Origin of the sequence: Streptomyces sp. SID1328 (assembly GCF_009865595.1) — a bacterium.
GTDB lineage: Bacteria > Actinomycetota > Actinomycetes > Streptomycetales > Streptomycetaceae > Streptomyces > Streptomyces griseoluteus.
In genome coordinates this window covers 1-6464 of the sequence record NZ_WWKH01000205.1, presented here as the reverse complement: position 1 = coordinate 6464, position 6464 = coordinate 1, and the positions used below count along the sequence as shown (strand labels likewise).

Annotated in this window: 6 protein-coding genes; 1 reads left to right on the top strand and 5 read right to left on the bottom strand. The window is 71.2% G+C overall.

Annotated elements, in window-relative coordinates; genetic code table 11:
- Positions 1–229: 229 nt before the first annotated feature.
- The gene (locus GT030_RS06100; RefSeq protein ID WP_161200198.1) at positions 230–409 is read left to right on the top strand and encodes a DUF6480 family protein; all 180 of its coding nucleotides are present in this window, start codon (positions 230–232) and stop codon (positions 407–409) included.
- A gap of 7 nt (positions 410–416) precedes the next feature.
- Here GT030_RS06100 and GT030_RS06095 read toward each other — a convergent pair whose 3' ends face one another.
- From GT030_RS06095 to GT030_RS06075, 5 genes are read right to left on the bottom strand one after another with little or no spacing between them, the layout of a single operon-like run.
- The gene (locus GT030_RS06095) at positions 417–1286 is read right to left on the bottom strand and encodes a carbohydrate ABC transporter permease (protein ID WP_161200197.1); all 870 of its coding nucleotides are present in this window, start codon (positions 1284–1286) and stop codon (positions 417–419) included.
- Complete coding sequence (locus GT030_RS06090; RefSeq protein ID WP_161200196.1) at positions 1283–2251, bottom strand: sugar ABC transporter permease; 969 nt, start codon at positions 2249–2251, stop codon at positions 1283–1285. The genes GT030_RS06095 and GT030_RS06090 overlap by 4 nt, the downstream gene beginning before the upstream one ends.
- Positions 2245–3564, bottom strand: coding sequence for an ABC transporter substrate-binding protein (locus GT030_RS06085; RefSeq protein ID WP_346009577.1), 1320 nt, complete (start codon positions 3562–3564; stop codon positions 2245–2247). Before GT030_RS06085 ends, GT030_RS06090 begins: the two co-directional genes overlap by 7 nt.
- A complete protein-coding gene (locus GT030_RS06080; protein WP_161200195.1) occupies positions 3561–4541 on the bottom strand; it encodes a GNAT family N-acetyltransferase in 981 nt (326 codons plus the stop codon). Before GT030_RS06080 ends, GT030_RS06085 begins: the two co-directional genes overlap by 4 nt.
- A 15-nt stretch (positions 4542–4556) precedes the next feature.
- On the bottom strand, positions 4557–5723 hold the full coding sequence (locus GT030_RS06075) for a DUF1343 domain-containing protein (protein ID WP_161200194.1): 1167 nt from the start codon (positions 5721–5723) through the stop codon (positions 4557–4559).
- Positions 5724–6464: the final 741 nt, after the last annotated feature.

Genomic DNA, 6464 nt, shown 5'->3' with positions numbered 1-6464 from the left:
CCGCGCTGGCCGGGGCCGGGCTGATCGCGGTGGCCGGGACGGTGCTGGGCCGCCGCCGGGAACGGGCGGCGTTCGCGGCGGCGGTCGCCGTGGCGGTGCTGGACGTGGCGCTGCTCCTGAGCGGCGGCGGGCTCGGCACCGGCGCATCCTGAGACGGGGGGCAGCCGCATCCGGGCAGCGTCCCCGGACCGAAGTACTCCATATGTCATCCGATGCCAGGAGGTGGATCATGACCGACTCACTGCCGCCGCCCGGTGAGACCCCGCCCGTCGAGGGATCGACCGCCGAGGCCCACCCCGAGCGGCCGGACGGCGGTCCCTTCGAGCACCCCCGGCTCTGGCTGGCCCTGATCGTCCTCGGCTGCGTGCTCGTCGCCGGCTACTTCCTGGTCAGGATGATCGACCTGTGAGAGCCGCTCACTTCAGGCCGCTGAGCATGATCCCGCGTACGTAGTGCCGCTGGAGGAGCAGGAAGAGCACCAGGACCGGCAGGATGCTCAGCACCAGGCCCGCCATCACCACCGGCATCGTGCGCGTCGGGTCGACGTAGTCCTGGAGCATCTGGATGCCGACCGGCAGCGTCATCACGTCCGGGTTGGCGGTCGACACCAGCAGCGCCCAGATGTACTCGTTCCACGCGTCCACGAACGTCAGCAGCCCCAGCGTCACCATGACCGGCTTGGTCTGCGGCACCACGATCCGCCACCACACCGCGAACTCCCCGGCGCCGTCGATCCGCGCGGCCTCCAGCACCTCGTCCGGGATCGAGACCATGAACTGGCGCATCAGGAAGATCCCGAAGCCGTTGACCAGGAACGGCATCGCCAGCGCCACGATGCTCACGGTCAGCCCCGCACCGCCCCGCCCCAGCAGGTCGTTGCCGCCCGCCAGCGGCCAGTGCACCAGGATCAGGAAGTGCGGGATGAAGAAGAGGAACGGCGGGAACATCATCGTCGACAGCACCAGCCGGAAGATGAAGTCCCGCCCGGGGAAACGGAGTTTGGCCAGCGCGTAGCCCGCGAGCGAGGACGTCAGCAGCACCGACGCGTTGATCAACGTCGTGGCGACGACGCTGTTGCGGAACAGCACCGGCAGATCGAGCTGGTCGACCGCCGCCCTGTAGTTGGACAGGTCGAACGCCTCGGGCAGGAACCGGTACGGCAGCGTGCCCGACTCGCCCGGTCCCTTGAACGAGGTCATCACCATGTCCAGGAACGGCATCACCGTGAGCACGGCGCCCGTCACGACCAGCAGATACGACAGCCACGGGAAACGGCGGCGGATCACGCGTCCTCCCCCTTGCGCCGGAAGATCCACAACTGCGCCAGGGTGACCAGCAGGATCACCACGAACAGCACGAAGGCGGCGGCACTGGCGGTGCCCCAGTCACCGTAGGAGAACGCCTGCCGGTACATCTCCAGCGCCGCCACGTCGGTCGCGTCACCGGGACCGCCCTTGGTCATCACGATGATCAGCGCGAAGGACTGGAGCCCGGTGATGAACTGCGTGACGCACACGAACAGCAGCGCCGGCCGGAGCAGCGGCAGGGTGATCCGCCAGAAGACCGTCACCGGACCGGCGCCGTCCAGCGCGGCCGCCTCGTAGTACGACTCCGGGACGGACTTCAGCCCGGCGGTCAGGATGAGGATCGCCGTGCCGACCGACGCCCACGCCTGCACGACCACCACCGCGGGCAGCGCGGTGTCCGGGTCCTGGAGGAACGCCACCGAGTCGAGCCCGACGGCGTTCAGGGCGCCGTTGACCAGGCCGCCCGGCTCGTACATGTACTTCCACACATTGCCCACGGCGACCACCGTCGTCACGATCGGCAGCAGGTACAGGGTGCGCCAGAGCCCCTGGAAGCGCAGGTTGTCGACGCAGGTGGCCACCAGCACCGAGCCCGCCAGCGCCAGGGCCACCGTGCCCAGCGCGAACACCAGGGTGTTGGTGAGGACCGGGGTCAGGAACGTCGAGCCGTCGGCGAACAGGCTCGTGAAGTTGTCCAGGCCGGCCGGCTGGATGTCGCCCAGGGCGAACCCGGCCCAGCGGGACATCGACAGCAGCAGCGCGAAGCCGAGCGGCAGGATCAGGAAGACGGCGAAGAACAGCAGCACCGGCGCCAGGAACAGATAGGCGACGACCGCCTGATGGCGCCGGGCCCGCACACGGGGTTCCACGGCCGTCGGGGCCGGGCCTGCGGGGCGCGGGCGCGAGGGCCGCGCGGTCGTCTCCGGGGTCAGGGCGTTCACCATGAGCGCGACACCTCCTGGTCGACCTGGCGGCGGATGGTCCGCAGCGACTCGTCCACCGACTGCTGACCGGTCCACAGCGCCTCGACGTTCTTCCGCAGCAGCGACTTCGCCTGCTGCGCGCCCGGCACGTTCGGCTCCGGCACCGCGTACCCCAACGCGTCCAGGAACGGGCGGAGGTTGGGGTCGCCGCCCTTGCCGAGCAGCGTCCGCATGTCGTCGGCGCGGCCGGTCAGCGAGCCCACCGACACCTGGAGGGCGCTCATGCGAGTCACCGTCGCGCCCTTGCCGACGCCCACCCGGTCGGTGTTGAGCCAGCGCAGGAACTCCCATGCCTCACGCGGGTGCTGACTGGAGGCGTTGACGCCCAGCATGAACCCGGTGGCGAGGGTGGCGGGCTTGTCGCCCGGCTCCGGCACGGGCACCGGAGCCACGGCCACGTCCCGATAGGCGTCGCCCATCTGGGACTTCAGACTGCCGGTCCACCATCCGGCGCTGATCACCATCGCCACCTGCCCGGACCGGAACGCCTTGTAGACGTTGACACCGGGCTCGCTCGCCCCCCTGCTGACCAGACGGTGCTCCAGGTCCAGCACGGCCCGCCCGGCCGGTGAGTCGATGGCGGTGCGCCTGCCGTCCCCGGACACGAAGGTGCCCCCGGCCGCGTTGAGCAGGGCGAGGGTCTGGCCGACGGTGGTGGAGTCGTCGTAGGTGGAGAGGCCGAAGCCCTGGACCAGGGTGTTGCCGTACCGGTCGCGCCGGGTGGTGCGGTACGCGGTGTCCTCCAGCTCCCGCCAGGTGCGTGGGGGGTGGGTGACGCCGGATTCCCGGAGCAGGCGCTTGTTGTAGTAGAGGGCGTACGTCTGCGCCTCGGTGGGGTAGCCGTAGACCTTGCCGCCGACGGATGCCGAGCCGACCGCCGCCGGGCCGTAGCCGCGGGTGATCTCCGCCGCGTCCTCGGGCGGGGCGGGGCGCAGGACACCGGCGCGGACGAGCTGGCCGTTCCACAGGCAGTACGGCTGGAGGATGTCGGCGCCCTGTCCGGCCGCCTGCCGGACCATGAACGTGGTCAGCAGGTCGTTGAACTCCACCGCCTTGGTGCGCACCTTGACCCGGTCGTGCGTGGCGTTCCACTCGTCCACCGGCCCCTGGAGGGCCGCCTTCAGCTCACCGCTCGCGTAGTGGGAGAGCAGGGTGAGCACGAGCGGGTCGCCGGGCCGTCCGGTGCCCTGGCGCGGCGCGGCGCAGCCCGCCGCGAGCAGGGTTGCGGCGAGCGTGAAACGGCGGCGGCTCAGCCCGTGGGGGGCTCCGGTCACCGGACCGCCTCCCGGCGCAGGACCCGGAACACCCGCGTGGTCCCGAACCCGGCCCGGCGGTACAGACGGGCCGCCGCGGACTGGTGATCGGTCCACAGGAACCACGCCGACCCCGCGCCCAGCGCCCGCATCCGCTCCAGGACCAGGTGCAGCAGCACGTTGCCCAGCCCGGTTCCGCGCATCTCGTCCAGCACCCCGAACGGGCCGAACCGCTCGATCGCCGACTCGTACGTGCCGTGCATCGCCCAGCCCACCAGCCGGCCCGAAGGGTCCCGTGCGACCACGATCCGCTCCAGCGGGGCGCCGTTCAGCAGGCACTCCCGGATCGCGCGCGCCCAGTCCGGGACGAAGTGGACGGCGGCGAGGGCGAGAAGTGCGGGCAGGTCGTCGTCGGTGGGGGTGCCGAACGCGTAACCCAGCGCGGCCAGTTCGGCGGCCCGGCGGCCGACCTCGGCGGGGAGGGCGTAGTCGGTCAGTGAGCGGTGCATGGCCACCGCCTCGTCCACGGTGCGGAAGCGCAGGGACTCCAGCAGGGCGGCCGCCTCCGGGTACGTCCCGGCGTCCAGGCCGGGGAGGAAGTAGTTCGGGGTGTACGGGGCGAAGTCGACGCGGGTGCGGCCGTGGGCGAGCAGCCAGTCCAGGGCGTCGGTCAGCAGTTCCCGGCCCACGCCGCGTCCGCGGGCGGCCGGGTCGACGAAGAAGAAGGGGAGCCAGCCCTGTTCCGGTTCCAGGTCGGTGCCGGTCATCGGGGTCAGCCGGCGTACGGCATAGGCCGCGCCGACGAGTCTGCCGTCCTCCACGGCGACCCGGAGGCCGGCCGGGTCGAAGTTGGCGTCGAGCAGCACCAGGGAGCGGAAGCGGTCCGCGGTGACGGGGTCGGCGGGCGCGCTCCGGCACCACGCCGCCACCAGCGGCGGACCGTCACCCGGCCGGAACCCGCGGATCAGGGTCCGGGCCCTCGTCGTGGGATCGGTCATCGACGTCCTTCCGTCTCAGGGGTAGAGCAGTACGTCCTCCCCGGCCCACCGGCCGGGCGGCGCGGGCGGTTCGCACAGCGGCAGCGGGTCCTCGCCCGCGTCGACCGTCCGCCGCAGTTGGTCGGAGCCCCAGAGGCGGTCGATGAAGTCGCCGGACCAGGCGAAGTCGTCCGGGTACAGCCGCCGCAGCGTGCCGAGCATGGCGACGGCGGTGCGTACGGGGGCGAACGCCTCGCGGTCCGTGACGTGGAGGTGGACCCCGCGCACGGGGCGGCCGGCGTGCTTGTCGAAGGTCGGTACGTAGCGGACCTCCCTGAAGTGCACGCCGGGCAGGTCGAGTTCGGCGAGCGCGGGGACGAAGCGGGCGTCGATGTACGGGGCGCCGACGGTCTCGAAGGGCTGGGTGGTGCCCCGGCCCTCGGAGACGTTGGTGCCCTCGAAGAGGCAGGTGCCGGGATAGACGACGGCCGTGGCGTAGGTCGGCATGTTGGGCGAGGGCGCGATCCAGGGGAGGCCGGTGGCCTCCGCGTCCATCTGCCGCTGCCAGCCTGTCGCCTTGATCACGGTCAAGTCGGCCTGTCGCCCGGCTACTTCGGCCACGGCCGACCTGTTGAGACACCAGGCGAGCTCCCCGCAGGTCAGCCCGTGCCGGATCGGCACCGGCGCCCGGCCGACGAAGCTCGCGAACGCCGGATCGAGCACCGGGCCCTCGCTGACGAGCCCGCCGAGGGGGTTGGGCCGGTCGGCCACCACGAACCGCACGCCGGTGCGCGCGGCGGAGACCATCAGGTCGAACATCGTCCACACATAGGTGTAGAAACGCGCCCCGACGTCCTGGAGGTCGTACACCAGCGCGTCCACGCCGCTGTTGATCAGCACCTTGTCGAGCCGATCGCCCTCGCGGCCGTACGTGTCGTAGATCGGCAGCCCGGTGGCCGGGTCGGCATCGTCCGGCTCGCTGCCCCCCGCCTGGGCGGTGCCGTACAGCCCGTGCTCCGGGCCGAACAGCGCGGCCAGGTTCACGCCCGCCTGCATCAACGCGGGTGCCGTCGCGGTCAGGTCGGGCAGCACGCAGGTGTGGTTCGTCACCAGTCCGAGCCGGCCCGGCCCGGCGAGACCGGGCACCGCGCACAGCCGGGCGATCCCGGTCGTCACCATGAAGCGGTCGTCCGCACTACTCATTCTGCGCCCCTTATAGGAAATTCTCTTGAATGTCCCGAAATTGGGCAATGCAGCGGACACTACCTCCCGTTACCCACGCTCTCCTGGCGACGACATTCCCCGTCCGGGTGAAAACCCGTTCGTCTCCGCCCACTTCGCGGCCGATCATCGGTTCATGCCATGAGAGACACCCTCGGGTACGGATGTCTGGTACTGGCCATCGCATTTCTGGCCATCTGGTTGATCGGTGTCATCACCCTCTTCCGGTGAGCGCGCTCGGTTGGCTGGAATGGGGTCCCTCCCGGAGGGGTTGACGGCTTCCTCGGGGTTTGCGGCCGCTACCTCGGGGGCGGTGCATCGGGGGCGCATGGGGTGTTTCCGGGCCTGGCAGCAGCGGCGCGGCCTGGTGGGTCCTCTATCACGCCCCCTCGTCGCAATGGTTGCTTCACGACGACTTCAGGTCCGGGGGGTCAGGAGGGGCCATTCGGAACTTGGCGCACTCCGGTGTGACTAGCATGTGGGCGTAACCGGACTGGAAGATCGCCTTCCTCCGAGGCGGCCGCTTCCGGACCCGCGATCGAGGCGTTCGGTCGCCGATTCTTCTGCTCGCAGACCGAGGGACCGCGGAATGTCAGTTCCTGCACCGTCCGTTCACCACCGCTCGACGGCCGCTCAGCGCAGTTCGTGGGCGCTGCCCGCGGCAGCGGTGGCGGTGACCGCCGCGGCGGCCGCCGTCGCGGTCGGCGCGGCGCCGTCCGGCAC

What these genes read in the sequence shown, in the direction of transcription:
- GT030_RS06075 (WP_161200194.1), bottom strand. Translation starts at nt 5,723, where the DNA reads ATGAGTAGTGCGGACGACCGCTTCATGGTGACGACCGGGATCGCCCGG.
- GT030_RS06090 (WP_161200196.1), bottom strand. Translation starts at nt 2,251, where the DNA reads ATGGTGAACGCCCTGACCCCGGAGACGACCGCGCGGCCCTCGCGCCCG.
- GT030_RS06100 (WP_161200198.1), top strand. Translation starts at nt 230, where the DNA reads ATGACCGACTCACTGCCGCCGCCCGGTGAGACCCCGCCCGTCGAGGGA.
- GT030_RS06080 (WP_161200195.1), bottom strand. Translation starts at nt 4,541, where the DNA reads ATGACCGATCCCACGACGAGGGCCCGGACCCTGATCCGCGGGTTCCGG.